Origin of the sequence: Streptomyces sp. NPDC127190 (assembly GCF_042672505.1) — a bacterium.
In the GTDB taxonomy this organism is placed as follows: domain Bacteria; phylum Actinomycetota; class Actinomycetes; order Streptomycetales; family Streptomycetaceae; genus Streptomyces.
Window position 1 is genome coordinate 116943 of sequence record NZ_JBHXVE010000015.1, and the last position, 14852, is coordinate 131794.

13 protein-coding genes are annotated in these 14852 nt (G+C 72.3%); 5 read left to right on the forward strand and 8 right to left on the reverse strand.

The annotated features are described in order from the left end of the window. The first annotated feature begins 68 nt into the window (after nt 1-68). From ACFVIU_RS23135 to ACFVIU_RS23145, 3 genes are read left to right on the forward strand one after another with little or no spacing between them, the layout of a single operon-like run. Entirely contained in the window at nt 69-1322 is a 1254-nt protein-coding gene (locus ACFVIU_RS23135; RefSeq protein WP_385844704.1) for an ABC transporter substrate-binding protein, read from the forward strand. Beyond that, a complete protein-coding gene (locus tag ACFVIU_RS23140) occupies nt 1319-2221 on the forward strand; it encodes a carbohydrate ABC transporter permease (protein ID WP_385844705.1) in 903 nt (300 codons plus the stop codon). The genes ACFVIU_RS23135 and ACFVIU_RS23140 overlap by 4 nt, the downstream gene beginning before the upstream one ends. Then, entirely contained in the window at nt 2214-3047 is an 834-nt protein-coding gene (locus ACFVIU_RS23145) for a carbohydrate ABC transporter permease (RefSeq protein WP_385844707.1), read from the forward strand. Before ACFVIU_RS23140 ends, ACFVIU_RS23145 begins: the two co-directional genes overlap by 8 nt. Nucleotides 3048-3061: 14 nt before the next feature. Here ACFVIU_RS23145 and nirD read toward each other — a convergent pair whose 3' ends face one another. Genes nirD through ACFVIU_RS23160 form a run of 3 tightly spaced genes read right to left on the reverse strand, consistent with a single transcriptional unit; the run spans nt 3062 to nt 7250 of the window. Beyond that, nucleotides 3062-3415: a nitrite reductase small subunit NirD gene (gene nirD, locus ACFVIU_RS23150; RefSeq protein WP_385844708.1), complete on the reverse strand. Its 354-nt coding sequence runs from the start codon at nt 3413-3415 to the stop codon at nt 3062-3064. Next, nucleotides 3412-6036, reverse strand: a complete 2625-nt coding sequence (gene nirB, locus ACFVIU_RS23155) for a nitrite reductase large subunit NirB (RefSeq protein ID WP_385844710.1) — start codon at nt 6034-6036, stop codon at nt 3412-3414. Before nirB ends, nirD begins: the two co-directional genes overlap by 4 nt. Next, entirely contained in the window at nt 6036-7250 is a 1215-nt protein-coding gene (locus ACFVIU_RS23160) for an NAD(P)/FAD-dependent oxidoreductase (protein WP_385844711.1), read from the reverse strand. The genes nirB and ACFVIU_RS23160 overlap by 1 nt, the downstream gene beginning before the upstream one ends. 177 nt (nt 7251-7427) lie before the next feature. Here ACFVIU_RS23160 and ACFVIU_RS23165 point away from each other — a divergent pair, with 177 nt between their 5' ends. Next, nucleotides 7428-8210, forward strand: coding sequence for a sulfite exporter TauE/SafE family protein (locus ACFVIU_RS23165; RefSeq protein ID WP_385844713.1), 783 nt, complete (start codon nt 7428-7430; stop codon nt 8208-8210). A 7-nt stretch (nt 8211-8217) separates the two neighbouring features. Here ACFVIU_RS23165 and ACFVIU_RS23170 read toward each other — a convergent pair whose 3' ends face one another. After that, a complete protein-coding gene (locus ACFVIU_RS23170; protein WP_385844714.1) occupies nt 8218-9837 on the reverse strand; it encodes an AMP-binding protein in 1620 nt (539 codons plus the stop codon). Between the two features lie 93 nt (nt 9838-9930). Beyond that, nucleotides 9931-10839, reverse strand: a complete 909-nt coding sequence (locus ACFVIU_RS23175) for a LysR family transcriptional regulator (protein WP_385844716.1) — start codon at nt 10837-10839, stop codon at nt 9931-9933. 85 nt (nt 10840-10924) lie between these two features. Between ACFVIU_RS23175 and ACFVIU_RS23180 the strand changes: the two genes are divergently transcribed. Continuing rightward, nucleotides 10925-11398, forward strand: a complete 474-nt coding sequence (locus tag ACFVIU_RS23180) for an SRPBCC family protein (RefSeq protein WP_385844717.1) — start codon at nt 10925-10927, stop codon at nt 11396-11398. Here ACFVIU_RS23180 and ACFVIU_RS23185 read toward each other — a convergent pair. From ACFVIU_RS23185 to ACFVIU_RS23195, 3 genes are all read right to left on the reverse strand, one after another. Continuing rightward, nucleotides 11395-12141 (reverse strand): class F sortase, encoded by a 747-nt coding sequence (locus tag ACFVIU_RS23185; RefSeq protein ID WP_385844718.1) that lies wholly within the window; start codon nt 12139-12141, stop codon nt 11395-11397. The two genes, ACFVIU_RS23180 and ACFVIU_RS23185, sit on opposite strands and share 4 nt — an antisense overlap. 138 nt (nt 12142-12279) lie before the next feature. After that, on the reverse strand, nt 12280-12807 hold the full coding sequence (locus tag ACFVIU_RS23190; protein WP_385844719.1) for a hypothetical protein: 528 nt from the start codon (nt 12805-12807) through the stop codon (nt 12280-12282). 311 nt (nt 12808-13118) lie between these two features. Beyond that, nucleotides 13119-14768, reverse strand: coding sequence for a M4 family metallopeptidase (locus tag ACFVIU_RS23195; RefSeq protein WP_385844720.1), 1650 nt, complete (start codon nt 14766-14768; stop codon nt 13119-13121). Between the last annotated feature and the right edge of the window lie 84 nt (nt 14769-14852).

The following is a 14852-nucleotide window of genomic DNA, read 5'->3' on the forward strand; positions in this document are numbered from 1 at the left end:
CTTTCGTAATCCGGGGGGATGGCTGATCGTTGGGCCGTGCATCGATGGCGGACGTCAGGGGGCACGAGATGACCAGCATCAGCCGTAGGACGCTGCTGGCGGCCACAGCCGCCGGGGTGCTGACCGGTTGCGGAGGGAACAACGGGCGCGGCGGAGGAGCCGGGGACTCGCTGTCGCAGTGGTATCACCAGTACGGCGAGCCCGGTACCGAGCAGGCCGTCGAGCGGTATGCCGCCGCCTACAAGAAGGCCCGGGTCGAGGTGCAGTGGCGGCCGGGGAACTACGACCAGCAGACCGCCGCCGCGCTGCTCACCGACTCCGGGCCCGATGTGTTCGAGGTCAACGGGCCCACCCTGGACCAGATCCAGGGCGGGCAGGTGGTCGATCTCAGCGATCTGCTGGAGGGCGTCAGGGGCGACTTCAACCCGGCCGTGCTCGGGCCGAAGACGTACGAGGGGCGGGTCTTCGGGATTCCGCAGGTCGTCGACATGCAGTTGCTCTACTACCGCAAGAGTCTGCTGAGCGAGGCCGGGGTCGAGCCGCCCCGCACCGTGGACGCCCTCGTGGACGCGGCCCGGAAGCTCACCAAGGGGGCGGTGAAGGGGATCTTCCTCGGCAACGACGGCGGTGCCGGGGCGTTGGGGGCGACTCCGCTCTACGCGGCCGGGCTCGAGCTGGTCACCACGGAGGGGAAGGTCGGCTTCGCCGATTCCGCCGCCGCCCGCACCCTGGGCAAGCTGCACCGGCTGTACGCCGAGAAGTCGCTGCTGCTCGGCGCGCCCAGCGACTGGTCGGATCCGTCGGCCTTCGTGCAGGGGCTCACCGCGATGCAGTGGTCCGGGCTGTGGGCGCTGCCGCAGGTGAGGAAGGAGCTGGGGGACGACTTCGGGGTGCTGCCCTTCCCGGCGGACGGCAGCGCCGGGCGGCCCGCCGCGCCCGTCGGCGCCTACGCCGCCGCCGTCAGCGCACGCAGCCGGCACCGGGAGGCCGCCAAGGAGTTCGTGCGGTGGCTGTGGGTGGAGAAGACGGAATACCAGGAGGATTTCGCGCTGGGATATGGGTTTCATATTCCGGCACGGATCTCCCTCGCCAAGAAGGCCGCCGCGCTCCGCTCCGGTGCCGCCGCCGACGCGGTCCGGTTCGCCACCGACCACGGCTACGCCCAGCCGCTGCTGTGGACCCCGGCCGCCCAGACCGCCTACCAGGACGCCCTCAGCCGGATCATCAGGGACGGCGCCGATCCGGAGCGGGAAATGCGGGGGGTCGTAGCGAAGGCGGAGGAGGAATTGAGGCGGGTGAAGAAGGGCGGGAGTGCGTCGTGAGGGCGCGGCGGGCGCTGTGGTTCTGGGTGTTCGTCGGGCCGTTCGTCGGCGGGCTTGTTCTCTTCACCTATGTTCCGTTGCTGTGGAGCGTCGCGCTGAGCTTCTTCGACGCGCACAACACCGTCATGCCCACCCACTTCGTCGGACTCGGCAATTATCTGAGAATGGTCGAGGATGGGGCGTTCAGGAGCAGTTTAGGTACTTTTCTTGCTTTTGCCGCGTTCATTGTGCCCGTCACTTACCTCGTCTCGCTCTCCCTCGCGCTGATGGTCAACCGGGTGCGGTGGGCGCGCGCCTTCTTCCGGTCCGTGTTCTTCCTTCCGGCCGCGTGCAGTTATGTGGTCGCGGCCCTCGTGTGGAAGATGTCGCTCTTCAGCGGGGTGCGGTTCGGGCTGGTCAACACCGTGCTGGGCTGGTTCGGGGGTGATCCCGTCGCCTGGCTGGCGAGTGCGGATCCGCCCTGGTACTGGCTCGTCATCGTGACCGTACGGCTGTGGTTGCAGGCCGGGTTCTACATGATCCTCTTCCTCGCGGGGCTTCAGCGGATCGATCCGGTGCTGTACGAGGCGGCCGCCGTGGACGGGGCCCGGCCCGGCTGGACGGTGCTGCGGCACATCACCCTGCCCCAGCTGCGCGCCACCTCGGTCGCGGTGGTGCTGCTGCTCGTCGTCAACGCCTTTCAGGCTTTTGACGAGTTTTATAATCTGTTGTCGGATGCGCGGGGTTATCCGCCGTATGCCCGGCCGCCGTTGGTCTATCTGTACTACGTCGCTCTGGGGCAGGGGCAGGATCTCGGGCTCGGCAGCGCCGGCGCGGTGATCCTCGCGTTGATCATCGCGGTCGTCACGGTCGGACAGGCGCGGTGGCTGCGGCTGGGGAGGGCGGACGCCGATGGGTGACTCTCTGGTGCGGGCGGGGCGGGCGTTGCGGACGGTGCTGCTCCTCGTGCTCGCCGTCGTCTTCCTCGTCCCCTTCTATCTGCTGCTCCGCAACGGGCTCTCCAGCGAGCAGGACATCACCTCGCCGCAGTGGACCTTCCTGCCCCATGAGGTGCGATGGGGGAATGTCGCGGAGCTGTTCCAGGACCCGTCCGTGCCGTTCGCGCGGTCCCTGCTCAACTCCGCGCTGATCGCCGTCGCGACGACGGCCGGCACCCTGCTCCTGGCCTCCCTCGCGGGGTACGGCCTCGCGCGCATCCCGTACCGGCACGCGAACAAGGTCTTCTACGGCATCCTCGGCACCCTGCTCGTCCCGGCCGCCGTCACCTTCGTCCCCAGCTTCGTCCTGGTGTCCTCGCTGGGCTGGGTCTCCACGCTGCGCGGGCTGATCGTACCGACGCTGTTCTCCGCCTTCGCCTGCTTCGTCTTCCGGCAGTACTTCCTGGGCTTTCCAAGGGAGTTGGAGGACGCGGCACAGGTGGACGGGCTCGGGTACTGGCGCACGTACTGGCTCGTGGTCGTGCCGAACGCGCGGCCGGTGTTCGCGGCCGTCGGGACGATCGTGTTCCTCGGAGCGTGGAACTCCTTCCTCTGGCCGCTGGTGATCGGGCAGGACCGGAACGCCTGGACGGTGCAGGTCGCGCTGTCGGCCTTCACCACCTCCCAGGTCGTACGGCTGCACGAACTGTTCCTCGCGGCGGTCGTGTCGGTCCTGCCGTTGCTGGTGGTGTTCCTGTGCTTCCAGCGGTGGATCGTGGCCGGGGTGGAGCGGTCGGGGATCGACTGAGAGCACCGGCCGGGTCAGGCGCGGCGCACCTCGTACACCGGCACCCGCACCGACTCGTCGTCCAGGCACTCCCCGCTGGCCAGGTCGAAGCGCTGCTTCAGCAGCGGGGAGGAGACGAACGGGCGGCCCTGGTGGGTGCCGGTCAGGCCGCGCGAGAGGACGGCCGCGCCGGTGAACGGGTCGACGTTGCCGATGGCGTACACCCGGTCGGTACGGTCCCGGAAGAGCGCCACCTGGCGGCCGTCCGGCAGCAGGGCCGCCACTCCACGGCCCGGTACCAGCCGGTGCAGGTCGCAGACCGGGAGCCAGCCGTCGGCCAGCCGCAGCTCGATCTTCAGGTCGGTGGTGGTCTCGAGTGCCAGGGTCATCGCTGGGCGCTTCCTTCCAGGACGTCGGCCGGGGTTCCGGCGGGCCGCGTGCCGATGGACAGCAGCGGCAGGTCGGGCTTGATCTGGTCGCGCTCGGGGACGAAGGCGACCACCGGGTCGGGGGTGTCGGGGGCGTTCACGAAGGACACGAACCGGGCGAGCCGCTCCGGGTCGTTGATGGTCTCCGCCCACTCGTCGCGGTAGTGCGCGACATGCGCCCGCATCAGCTTCTCCAGCTCGTCGCAGATGCCGAGCGAGTCGTGCACCACCACGTCCCGGACGTGGTCCAGGCCGCCCGGGATCCGCTCCAGCCAGGTCGAGGTGCGCTCCAGGCGGTCGGCGGTGCGGATGTAGAACATCAGGAACCGGTCGATCAGCCGGACCAGTTCGGCGTCCGACAGGTCCTGGGCGAGCAGGTCCGCGTGGCGCGGGGTCGCGCCGCCGTTGCCGCCGACGTACAGGTTCCAGCCGTTGGCGGTGGCGATCACCCCGAAGTCCTTCGACTGGGCCTCGGCGCACTCGCGGGCGCACCCCGAGACCGCGGACTTCAGCTTGTGCGGGGAGCGCAGACCGCGGTAGCGCAGCTCCAGGTCGATCGCCATGCGGACGGAGTCCTGGACGCCGTAGCGGCACCAGGTCCGGCCCACGCAGGACTTCACCGTGCGCAGCGACTTGCCGTACGCGTGCCCGGACTCGAAGCCGGCGTCCACCAGCCGCGCCCAGATGAGCGGCAGCTGCTCGACCCGCGCGCCGAACATGTCGATCCGCTGGCCGCCGGTGATCTTCGTGTAGAGGCCGAAGTCCCGGGCGATCTCACCGATCACGATCAGCTTCTCGGGGGCGATCTCCCCGCCGGGGATGCGCGGCACGACCGAGTACGAGCCGTTCTTCTGGAGGTTGGCGAGGAAGTGGTCGTTGGTGTCCTGGAGCGCCGCCTGCTCGCCGTCGAGGACATAGCCGCTCGCGCCGATCGTCGGGGCCAGGGAGGCGATGATCGAGGCCACCGCCGGCTTGCACACCTCGCAGCCGTCGCCGCCCCGGGCGCCCTCCCGGCCGTAGCGGTCGAGGAGGTCCCGGTACGACGTGATCCGCAGCGCCAGGACGATCTCGTACAGCTCCTCGCGGGTCTGCCCGAAGCAGCCGCACAGCCCCGTGTCCACCTCGATGCCGGACGCCTCCAGCTCGGCGTCCACCAGCTGGCCCAGCACCTTGACGCAACTGCCGCAGCCGGTGCCCGCCCTGGTGCACTTCTTCACTTCGGGCACGCTGGTGCACCGGTGCTCCGTCACCGCCTCGCGGATGGCGCCCTTGCTGACGTTGTGGCAGGAGCAGACGATCGCCTCGTCGGGCAGCGCCGACGGGCCGAGCCGGGCCCCCGCGTCCGCTCCCGCGGGCAGGACGAGCGACTCGGGGGAGACGGGCGGCACCGAACCGGTCAGGGCCCGCAGAGTGCCGTACGCCTCCGCGTCACCGACCAGGATGCCGCCGAGCAGCGTGCCGTCCTTGCCGATGACCAGCTTCTTGTACAGGCCCGCGCGGGAGTCGGAGTAGACGACGTCCAGGCAGTCCTCGGTGGTGCCGTGCGCGTCGCCGAAGGAGGCCACGTCGACGCCGAGCAGCTTCAGCTTGGTGGACAGGTCGGCGCCGGTGAAGGACGCCTCGTCGGCGGCGATGGTGGCCGCGGCCGTCTCCGCCTGCTCGTAGCCGGGCGCCACCAGGCCGTACACCCGGCCGTCCGCCGCCAGCGCGCACTCGCCGATCGCGAACACCCGCGGGTCGCCGACCGTACGGCACTGCTCGTCCACGGCGATGCCGCCGCGCTCGCCGACCGTGAGGCCGCACTCCCGGGCCAGCTGGTCGCGGGGCCGGACACCGGCGCTGAACACCACCATGTCGACGTCGAGTCGCGAGCCGTCGGACAGCTTCATCCCGGTGACCGAGCCGTCGTCGCCGACGACGATCTCCTGGGTGCCGGTGCCCGTGTGCACGGTCAGGCCCATGCCCTCGATGGTGCGCAGCAGCGCCGCGCCACCGCCCTCGTCCACCTGCACCGGCATCAGCCGCGGCGCGAACTCCACGATGTGCGTGTCGAGTCCGAGGCCCTTCAGCGCGCCGGCCGCCTCCAGGCCCAGCAGCCCGCCGCCGACCACGGCACCCGTCGTCGCCCTCGCCTTCGCGTACTCCTCGATGGCCAGCAGGTCCTCGATGGTCCGGTAGACGAAGCAGCCCGCGGCGTCCTTGTTCGGCACCGGCGGCACGAACGGGTAGGAGCCGGTGGCCAGGACCAGCACGTCGTAGCCGACGGTCAGCCCGGAGCGGGCGGTCACCGTGCGCGCCGCCCGGTCGATCGTCTCCGCCGGGTCGCCGAGGTGCAGCTCGATGCCGTGCTCCGCGATGAAGTCGAGGTCCGTCAGGGACAGGTCCTCCGGGGTGCGGCCGGCGAAGTAGGAGGTCAGCTGGACCCGGTCGTAGGCCGGACGCGGCTCCTCGCACAGCACGACCACGCGGTGCGTCGCGGTCAGACCGCGTTCGCCGAGCGCTTCGAGGAAGCGCTGGCCGACCATGCCATGGCCGACGAGCACGATCGTGGGGCGGTCCCCGGCAGGTGCGGTCGTGGACATCAGGAGCCTCCGTCATTCGTGAGCAGGTGCAGCAGGGGGCCGTCGTCGGGGAGCGGCTCTGCTCCCTCCCAGGCGCGGGCGAGCGCGCCGACGGTGCCGAGTTCGCCGACGAGGACCCCGCCGACCAGGCGGTCGTCGCGGACGACGACCTTGCGATAGGTGCCCCGGGTGGCGTCGGCGAGCCGCACCACGTCGTCGCCGGGGCGCGCCTCCGGCTCGCCGAAGGCGGCGAGGTCGAACGGCGCGTCGGGTCCGGTGAGGGTGAGCCGGGTCAGGGAACGGGTGCCGGTGTAGCGCGCGTCCGGGTCCCCGGCGAGCAGTCCGGCCAGCGCGTCGGCCTGTTCCAGCGCCGGGGCGGCCAGGCCGTAGACCGTGCCGCGGTGCTGGACGCAGTCGCCGACGGCGCGGATGTGCGGGTCGGAGGTGCGCAGTTCGTCGTCCACCAGGATGCCCTGGTGCACGGCGAGTCCCGCCTGCTCCGCCAGACCGGTGCGCGGCCGCACCCCGCAGGCGAGGACCACCAGGTCGGCGTCGAGCGCGTAGCCGTCGGCCAGTTCCACCGAGCGGACCGCGCCCGCGACCGAGCGCACGTTGCGCACCCGGCACTCGGTGTGCACCTCGACGCCCAGGTCCGTCAGATGCCGCAGCACCAGGCGGGAGGCGTCCGGGTCGAGCTGGCGTTCCATCAGCCGCTCGGCCTGCTGGGCGAGGACCACCTGGGCGCCGCGCACGGCGAGCGCGCGGGCCGCGGAGACCCCGAGCAGCCCGCCGCCGACGACGACCGCGCGCACCCCCGGCCGGACCGCCTTGGCCAGCCCCAGGCAGTCGTCCATGGTGCGGAACGCGTGGACGCCCTCGGGCAGCTGGTGGCCGGGGGTGAACAGACCGCGCAGCGGCGGCAGTACCGGGTTGGAGCCGGTCGCGAGGACCAGGGTGCCGTATGCGATCGAGGTGCCGTCGGCGCACTCGACGGTCCGCCCGGACCGGTCGATCCCGGTGACCCGGGTACGCAGCAGGCCATCGGGGGCCGGGAGGCCGATCACCTCGGGGGCGTACCGGCCGGCCAGCACCTCGGCGAGCAGCACCCGGTTGTACGGCGGGTGCTCCTCCTCGCCGACGAGCAGCGCGGGCGTGCCCAGCTCGCCGAGCCGCCGGGCGAGCCGTACGCCCGCGAGGCCGGCGCCGATCACCACCACACGCGTATTCGAGGTCATGTCCCTGAGCGTGCGTCCCCGACGTTACCCGGCAGCATCACCTCTGTTTCCCGTGCGGAACGCTGCCCTCAGCGGGGGCGCGCCGGGGGTGTGAGGGTCCCGCGCGGGCGGCGGGGAGGGCTGTGAGGGTTCCGCAGGGGCGGCGGGGCGGTCGCGTGCTGCTCTAGGGTCGTGATCATGCCCGACATACCCGTGACCGTCGTAGCCCTGCTGTGTGTGGCCGCCCTGGCGGCTGGATGGATCGACGCGGTGGTCGGCGGGGGCGGGCTGCTGCTTCTGCCGGCCCTGCTGCTCGGCCTGCCCGCCGCGACCCCGGCTGCCTCCGTGCTCGGCACCAACAAGGCGGTCGCGATCGTGGGGACGAGCGGCGCGGCCGTGACCTACGCGCGCCGGGCGCCGCTGGACGTCGGCATGGCGGTGCGCATCGGCCTGGCCGCGCTCGCCGGTTCCTCCGCCGGGGCCTTCTTCGCCGCCGGGATGAGTACGGAGGTGCTCAAGCCGGTGATCATGGTGGTGCTGCTCGGGGTCGCGGCCTTCGTGATCCTGCGCCCGGCCTTCGGCACGGCACCGGCGGCGGGCCCGGCCACCCGCCGGCAGAAGCTCGCCGCGATCGGCCTGGCCGGCCTCGGCATCGGCGGCTACGACGGCCTGATCGGCCCCGGCACCGGTACCTTCCTGGTCCTCACGCTCACCGCGCTGCTCCCGCTGGACCTGGTCACCGCCTCCGCCACCGCCAAGATCGTCAACTGCTGCACCAATGCCGGGGCTCTCGCGATGTTCGCCTGGCAGGGCACGGTCCTGTGGCAACTGGCCGCGCTGCTGGCCGCGTTCAACCTCGCCGGCGGCATGCTCGGCGCCCGCACCGCGCTGAAGAAGGGCAGCGGGTTCGTCCGGGGCGTGCTGCTGACGGTGGTGTTCGCGCTGGTGGCGAATCTGGCGTACGAGCAGTGGCTGGCGTAGGACCCGCTCAGTCCTGTCCGGCCAGCGTGGACCGCAGCAGCCGCTTGTCCGGCTTGCCGGCCGCCGTCAGCGGGATGTCCGGGACCAGGTGCAGGGCGTCGGGGGCGTAGAGGCGCCCCTTGCGGGCGGTGACATGGTCCCGGATCTCCGCGAGCGAGGGCCGGTGCCCGGCGGCGGGCACCACGGCCGCGTGGACATGCTCCACCGACTCCTCGTCCCGCACGCCGAAGACCGCGCACCGGGCCACCCCCGGATGGCCGAGCAGCAGCTCCTCCAGCTCCGCCGGATACACATGGCCCCCGACGACCACGATCATCTCCTTGATCCGGTCCACGAGGTAGAGAAAGCCGTCCTCGTCCAGACAGCCGACGTCGCCGGTGTGCACCCAGCCGTCCCGCAGCACCTGCGCGGTCAGCTCCGGCTGCTTCCAGTACCCGCTCATCACATACGGCGAGCGCACCTGCACCTCGCCGCGTTCGCCGGGCGGCAGGGTGGTGCCGTCGGCGTCCCGGACGGCGATCTCCACCCCGGGCAGGGCCCGGCCGACGGTCAGATGTCCGCCCGGGCCGGTCCGCTCCACGTCACCGGGCCCCGCCTCCGTGATGTGCTGGGTCTCGGCCTGCCCGTACAGGCCGTAGAGCACGGGTCCCAGGGCCTTGGCCGCCTGGCGCAGCCGGGCCGGTGAGGCGGCCGTGCCGCCGTAGGTGACCCGGCTCAGGCCGGACAGGTCGGTGCCGGGCAGGTCCGGGTGGTCCAGCAACTGGTAGAGCAGCGGCGGCAGCAGCCAGGTGTGGGTGATGCGCTCGCGCTCGATCGCGGCGAGCACGTCCCCGGGCTCGAAGCTGTGCCGCAGGACCACCGAGCCGCCCTGGTACAGCGCCATGTCGGCGAGGATGCCGGCGAGATGCGCGAGGGGGGTGCAGGCCAGGAAGCGGGGCGGGTCGCCGGCGCCCGCGAGGCCCCGGTCCAGGGTGCTCAGGTACGAGCCGTGACGCATCCGGATGCCCTTGGGGATGCCGGTGGTGCCGCCGGTGTGCCGGATGCACCAGTCGTCGTCCGGGCCGACCGGAGCGGTCATCGGCCGTGCGGGGCGCCGGGCGGCCGCGGCGAGGACGTCTTCGATGTCCTGGGCGAGCGTGTCTCCAGCGAGGCCGCCTTCGGCCGGGCCGTCCTCGCCCGGGCCGTCCTCGGCGAGGCCGCCGGGTCCGAGGCGGAGCATCGGGGGAGTGCCGGGTACGCCCGCCAGTTCCCGTGCGGGCCCCTGCTGCCGGCCGTCCACCAGGAGCAGGGCGCAGTCCGTGCTCGCCATCAGGGCGGCCATGACCTGCGCGCTCATGCCCTCGTAGAGGCCGACCACCCGGGCGCCGGCGAGATTGGCGGCGTAGCGGGCGGTCAGTGCCTCGGCGGTGTTGCCGGTGAGCAGGGTGACGGTGGTGCCGCGGCCCACCCCGCGCGCGGCGAGTTCCGCGCCGAGCCGGAGGACCTGGTCCCGGAACTCCCCCGCGCTGATCACCCGCCCCTCGGCGGTGGTGACGGCGGCGCGGGACGGGTCGGCGGACAGGGTGTGCAGGACGGCCTCCACGTAACTGCGGAAACCGGCCTCGGCGGTGCCGGGGTGCTGGCTCATCGCGGGTGTTCTCCCTGGTCGGACCGGGTGGACGGGCGTGTACGACGCTAGTGCCGGGCGCTCATGCCTTCCACGACCGATCCCGTCATGTGCTCATGGCGCATCGGGTATGAAGTGCCCGTCGGACAGGGCGAACCGCTCGGTGGCCAGCCTGCGGAAGTCCTGCGCGGCGGGCGAGAGATAGGCGTGCCGGCGCCACACCAGGGTCAGCGTGCGATGGCAGTCCGGGGCGTCCAGGTGCAGCCAGGCCACACGGCCGTCGTCGCCGAGGGCCCGCCGGGCGACGGCCGGCATCAGACCGATGCCCAGCCCGGCGCCGATCAGCCCCGGGGTGGCGGCGGCTTCGTCACCCTCGCAGACCACCCGGGGGGTCAGCCCCTCCCGGGCGAAGAGCCGCTCCAGCAGAACCCGTTGCCAGTGTCCGGGGCGGGTGCTGACGAACTCCTCGGCGGCCAGCTCGGCGACGGTGACGCGGTCCCGTCCGGCCAGCCGGTGCCCGGGCGGCACCGCCAGCAGGACCTCCTCCCGCACCAGCTCCACCGAGCGCAGTTCCGGCCCGGCCAGCGGCTGGGACGCCAGCGCGAAGTCCACGTCCCCGCCGGCCAGATGGCGCGCCATGGCGTCCACCGGGGCCTGGAACAGGCGCACCTTCGCCTCGGGGCGCAGCGCCCGGAAGGCGGACAGCACGTCGGACAGCTGGAGCAGGGTCTCGGCGGCGACGGCGATCCGGCCCGGACCGGCACCCGAGGCGTCGGCCATCTCCCGCTGGGCGTCGTCGAGTTCGGCCAGCGCCCGGTCGACCCGGCGCAGAAAGGCGGCCCCGTGCTCGTTCAGCCGGACCCGGCGGCCCGGGCGGTCGAACAGCGGGACGCCGAGTTCCGCCTCCAGCCGGATGATGGTCCGGCTCACAGACGGCTGGGCGACCCGGAGTTCGGCCGCGGCCCGGCTGATGTGCTGGTGGCGGGCCACGGCCTGGAAGTAGCGCAGCGACAGCAGATCCATGGCCGTAGTCTCGCGGAATAGAGCGGGATCTCAGGCGGGTTGACGGATCGAGAAGCTTTCGGACCGACCGTCTCCCGGAGTCGCAGTGATCGACGTGATACGCATCGAGGTCACCCAGCCCGTCAACGACCCCGCCGAGGAGGGGCAGTACCGGCTCGACCGGGACGAGCTGTGGGACGGGCTGCGGCGGAAGGCCGAGAACGCCGTCCCCTTCATCGAGGGCATGTCCGAGTGCACGGTGCTGGAGCGCCGGGCCGACGGCCTGGTGCGGGAGGTGGTCGTGCGGGGTGAGCGGATCAGGGAGGACGTCGTCTTCCGGCCGGGCCGGCGGGTCAGCTTCCACCGTGACGACGACCGGGCCACCTGGGTGATCCACAACGAGATCGGCCAGGACGCGGACGGCGGACTCACCCTGAGCTTCGCCAGCGAGATCACCTTCCACGGCGAGGACGCCGCGGCCGGACCGGACGCCGCCACGATCGAGCGGATGCGGGACAGCACGGCGCGCACGGTACGGCACACCCTGGACGTGATCCGCCGGACGACCGGGGCCGCCTAGGACGATTCTCCGGGGGGTTCTTCCTCGGGGATGGGCCGGCTGGGGCTTTCCTCGGCCAGGGGCCGGCTCCCCGTCAGGTGGGCGAAGACGACCACGTTGCCCTGGTAGCCGGTGGTCCGTGAGTAGCCGCCGCCGCAGGTGATCACCCGGAGTTCGGGGCGGGGGGCGGCGCCGTAGACCTTCTCGTCGGGGAAGTCGCGGGCCGGGTAGACCTCGACCGCGTCCACCGTGAACACGGCCACCGTGCCGTCGCTGCGGTCCACCTCGACGACGGCGCCCCGGCGGAGCGCGCCGAGGCCGTAGAAGACGGCCGGGCCCTCGGCGTTGTCGACATGGCCGGCGACGATCGCGGTGCCCGTCTCGCCGGGGGTGGTGCCGGCCTCGTACCAGCCGGCCAGGTTCTTCCGGTCGGCGGGCGGGACGTCCAGGCTGCCGGAGCGGGTGAGGGCCAGTCCCATGAGCGGCGCGTCCACGTGGATCGCGGGGATACGGATGCGCCGGGGAGGGGAGGGCGGCAGCGCGGGAGCGGCGGGCTGCTCGCCGCCGTGCGGGCCGGTGGCCCGGCCCTCGGCGGCCGACGGCTGGGGCGGCGGGGCGTGTGTCCCGGTGCCACCGCCGAGCAGCCATACGCCCGAGCAGAGGGCGACGACGGTGAGGGCGGCTATCGCGGTGTCGCCGAGCCTGGCGGTCCCGGCGGGTCCGGCCGTTCTCGCGATCCTGACGGTCCTGGCGGTCCTGCGCATGCGAACCCCCTCTCGTGGAGGCGAACCCTGACGGCGGACCCCCGAGGCTGGGCCCCTCCCCCTCCGGGCCGCGAGGGGCATCGGACCCGGAGGGGGTGGGGCGTGCGGTACCGGCGGACGGACAGCGGAGGGTGTCCGTCAGATCCCGTCGCCTCTCGCCCGGCGATGCAGGAGCCAGGTACCGCCCGCGGCGGCGACGGCCAGCGCCGCCAGGCCCGCCGCGGTCTGCACGGGGTCGGGGCCGAGTGCGCCGCCGACCCCCGTCTTCAGGCTGCCCCGCGGCTGCACCTGCTCGTGCGCCGCGCTCAGCGCGACCACCAGGTCGCCCGTCGCCTGGCGGTCGCCCTCGGCGCACTTGGCGACGATCTCGTACGTCCCCGGCTGCGCGCTCGACGGCACCCGGAACTGGCCGATCGCCTCGCCCTCGTGCGTGCTGGGCGCCAGCGTGAACGTCCCGGCACCGACCGCGCCCGCATCCCCGGTCGCGGAGCCCTTCTCACCGCACACCGCGGTGTTCACCGTGACCTGTGCGCCGGGCGCCACCGTGGACGGGTACACGTCGAGGCGGCCGGCCGCGCCGCCGTACGCGGGTGCCGCGGCGAGTCCCGCCGCGGCCGCGGCGAGCGCGGTGCCGGTCAGCAGACGGGCGAGGCGTCGGCGTCGCATGGTGCTCCCCAAGGGCTCGCGGTTCGGCTTGTCCGTCCGGCGTGTCCGGTCGGCTCGTTCGCTACCGAGGTAAGTCGCAGTCGGGGAGTTCCGCTTGCCGGGCAGGCGGGCGGCACTGCGGTGAACGGGTGTCGCCGACGACCCCCACACGGCCTATCCCGCCGGAAGTCCGGGCAGGTCACGGGCGTGCGGGGGTCGTGGACGAGAGAGTTGTACGAAGAACACACGAATGGAGCGACGGATGCCGTTGAACGGGTGACGGCGCGCGGACGGCCACACCGTCACCCGAGGAGCCGTCACCCGAGGAACCGTCAGTTCACGTTGACCGCGCTCCAGGCTGCGGCCACCGCGTTGTACTCGGTGCTGCCCGCGCCGTACAGGTCCTTGGCGGCGTTCAGCGTGGCCGTGCGGGCGCCCGCGTAGTTGGTCGAGGACGTCATGTAGGTGGTCAGCGCCCGGTACCAGATGCGGGCCACCTTGTCCCGGCCGATGCCGGTGACGGTCGAGCCGTTGTAGGTCGGCGAGTTGTAGCTGACGCCGTTGATGGTCTTCGCTCCGCTGCCCTCGGCCAGCAGATAGGCGAAGTGGTTGGCGACGCCGGAGGAGTAGTGGACGTCCAGGTTCCCGACCGAACTGCTCCAGTAGTCGGCCGAGTTGCCGTCCTTGGAGGGCTGGTCCATGAAGCGCAGCGCGGTCTTGCCGAAGCCGGACTTCACGATCTTCTCGCCGATGAGGTAGTCGCCGGGGTCGGAGGAGTTGTTGGCGTACCACTCGACCATCGTGCCGAGGATGTCCGAGGTGGCCTCGTTCAGCCCGCCCGACTCGCCCGAGTACGTGAGCGCCGCCGTCTTCGAGGTGACCCCGTGGGTCATCTCGTGCCCGGCGACGTCCAGCGCGACCAGCGGCCCGAAGGTGCTGCCGTCGCCGTCGCCGTAGGTCATGCAGAAGCAGCTGTCGTCCCAGAAGGCGTTGTTGTAGCCGCTGCCGTAGTGGACGCGGTTGTACGAGCCCTTGCCGTCGCCCGCGATGCCGTTGCGCCCGAAGGTGTTCTTGTAGAAGTCCCAGGTCATGTTGGTGCCGTACTGGGCGTCGACGGCGGCCGAGGAGCGGTCGGCGTTGCTGCCCGTGCCCCAGTGGTTGTCCGAGTCCGTGAACACGGTCGACGGGGCCCGGCTGAAGCAGATGCCGAGGAAGCACAGGTCGGTCTTGTTGGCCGCGTCCCCGGTGTAGGTGTTGCCGCGGGTGGGGTCCGTGAGCTGGTACGCCGACCCGGACGAGGTCGTCTCCAGCGGGACGGTGCCGCTGTACAGCGACTGGCCGTCCCCGGACGCCGTCTCGATGCTGTCCCAGGCGTCGATCCGGGCGCCGGTGCGGGCGTCGGTGAGGACGGTGCGGGCGACCGGGTTGCCGAGCGAGTCCAGGCCGGCCACGTTGGTGCGCCAGGCCAGCCTGGGGGCGCCGTGCAGGGCGTCGACGATCAGCTCGGGCTTGGCCTTGACCTGCCGTAGCGACTCGCCGAGGTGGACGGCGCGCAGGGCGTTCACGGCCAGGTCGGAGGCCTTGGGGGCGCTGATCGCGGGGGTGATGGTGGGCAGGGATATGGTGCGCCTGGTCGCGCGGTCGGCGCCGCGGAAGCCGCCGCTCGGGGTCAGATGGACGACGAAGTCGCCGCCGAGTACCGGCAGTCCGCGGTAGGTGCGGTCGTAGCGGACGTGCTGGGTGCCGTCCTTGTCCACGATCACGTCACGGACGCTGGTGCGCTCGGCGTCGGTCAGGTTCAGGCTCGCGGCGTGGCTCAGGAGGGCCGACGCGGCGTTCTGGATCGCGGCCGCCCGGGTGGGTCTGGCGTCGGCGTGGGCGGCGGGGGAGAGGGCGACGGCCAGCAGGGTCGCGGTGGTGGCGGCGACGCCGGCGGTGGCGAGACGACGGGGTCCTCGGACGTGCTGCCGTATCCGGCTCATCTGTCTCCTCGGGAAGGCGCCAGTCAAGGCGTGGGGTGGCGCTGATGCCGAGTGAGATTTAAGAGGCCACGACATGTCATGTCC